Source organism: Hathewaya limosa, assembly GCF_030815255.1.
GTDB lineage: Bacteria > Bacillota > Clostridia > Clostridiales > Clostridiaceae > Hathewaya > Hathewaya limosa.
Window position 1 is genome coordinate 1 of record NZ_JAUSWN010000050.1, and the last position, 2,104, is coordinate 2,104.

Here is a 2,104-nt window from a genome sequence, read left to right on the forward strand (position 1 = left end):
GGAGGTAATTATGATTATACAAATGAATATTAATTCTGAAATTCAAATAGATAAACTAGAAGATCTTCATAAATTAAATTTAATTATGGAGGAAAACAACTTGAAAGTAAATAAAAGTCAAATAGCTAGAGAACTTGGAGTTGATCCACGAACTGTAGGTAAATATTTAAGTGGATATGTAAAGCCAATTACTAGAAATCGTAAATCTAAAATAGAACCTTTTGAACCAGTTATAAAAACACTTCTTGGTAAAGATTCTATTCAAATATTTTATTATAAACGTATTTTATGGCAGTATCTTAAAGATAATTATGGACTAGATTGTGCTCAATCTTCTTTTAGAAGGTATATCTCCAATCATCCAGAATTTAGTCACTATTTTAATAGCAGAAGAAAAGGTCATCTATCGAAGGCTGCGCCTATGAGGTATGAAACAGGTAAAGGTAAACAAGCACAACTAGATTGGAAAGAAAATATAGAATTTGTTTTGAATACAGGAGAAATTATTAATGTTAATATCTTTGTATTAATACTTTCATATTCAAGATTTAGAGTATACAGGTTATCTCTCGATAAAACACAAGAAGTATTATTTTCTTTTCTTGATGAATCATTTCGAGCCTTTGACGGGGTTCCGGAGGAACTATTAACAGATAACATGAAAACTGTTATGGATTTACCTAGAACTAATTATTCTAAAGGAAAAGTAAATAATAAATTTCAACAATTTGCAAAAGATTATGGTTTCAAAGTTCATCCTTGCGTAGCAGGTAGACCTAATACCAAAGCTAAGGTAGAAGCTCCTATGAAATTATTAGATGAAATAAGGGCATATAATGGAACATTAAACTATGAAGAATTACACAAGCTTATTTCAGATTTAAACAATAGAATTAATAGTACATGTCATACATCAACAGGTAAAATACCAATACTACATTTACAAAAAGAAAGAGATTTCTTATCAGAACTGCCTAAAGATCAGATAAGAAATCATTACAAAATAACCACCACATCCGTTAAAGTAAATAGTCAAAGCATGATTTCATACAAATCAAACCAATATTCTGTACCACCAGAATATATAGGTAAAAGACTAAAGCTTCAAGTATATGATGATCAACTACATGTGTATTATAACACAAAATTAGTTACTATTCATAATATACAAAATCAGAAATTAAATTATCATTTGGAACATTATGCTGAGGTTAGTGGTTTAACATTTAGTAAAAACTCATATGAGATGATGGAAACAGCTAAACAAAATTTAGACTTAATAGGAGATGTATATAAAAATGAATAGTACATATGCGCAACTTATAAAACATTTAGAGTATTTAAAACTTAAACAAATGATTAATCACTTAGACGAAGTTATTGATTTTTCTACCAAAAATAATTTATCCTTTGTTGATGCCCTTATTAAGCTTACAGCTTATGAAATAGATTTTAAAGAAGCTAATATGATTAAATCTATGGTAAAAGTAGGCGCTTTTCCTCATAAAAAAGAGGTTAAAGACTTTGATTTTAGCTTTCAACCTAGCATAAATAAAGAACAGATATTAGATTTTTTAACATTACGTTTTCTAGATACACAGGAAAACATAGTTTTCCTAGGTCCTAGCGGAGTTGGAAAAACACATCTAGCAACGTCTATAGGAATTGCGGCAGCAAAACGTAGATATAGTACATACTTTATTAAATGTCATGATCTATTACAACAATTAAAACGTGCAAATTTGGAGAATCGATTAGATTCTAGACTTAAACATTTTAGTAAGTATAAACTCCTAATAATCGACGAACTCGGATATCTACCGATAGATAAAGAAGACTCTAAATTATTTTTCCAGCTTATTGATATGCGATATGAGAAAAAAAGTACAATTTTAACAACCAATATAAATTTCAATGCGTGGGATGATATTTTTTATGATCCTGTTATTGCAAATGCCATATTAGATAGAGTTTTGCACCATGCTCATGTGGTACCTATTACTGGGAAATCTTATCGCTTAAAAGATCACTTTAAAGATGACGATGAGTAAAAAACTACATTCTTAAGTGATCAAAAAGTTACATTTTAATCTTGACATTTATA

At 28.7% G+C, this 2,104-nt stretch carries 1 protein-coding gene and 1 pseudogene; both read left to right on the forward strand.

The genetic code is table 11. The features are described 5' to 3' along the window. The first annotated feature begins 10 nt into the window (after nt 1-10). A pseudogene (istA, locus tag QOZ93_RS13955) lies at nt 11-1,296 on the forward strand (IS21 family transposase). Between the two features lie 2 nt (nt 1,297-1,298). Continuing rightward, nucleotides 1,299-2,051, forward strand: a complete 753-nt coding sequence (istB, locus tag QOZ93_RS13960) for an IS21-like element ISCbo2 family helper ATPase IstB (protein WP_111941080.1) — start codon at nt 1,299-1,301, stop codon at nt 2,049-2,051. Nucleotides 2,052-2,104: the final 53 nt, after the last annotated feature.

Coding starts and splice junctions, on each gene's coding strand:
- istB (WP_111941080.1), top strand. CDS start 1,299: ATGAATAGTACATATGCGCAACTTATAAAACATTTAGAGTATTTAAAA.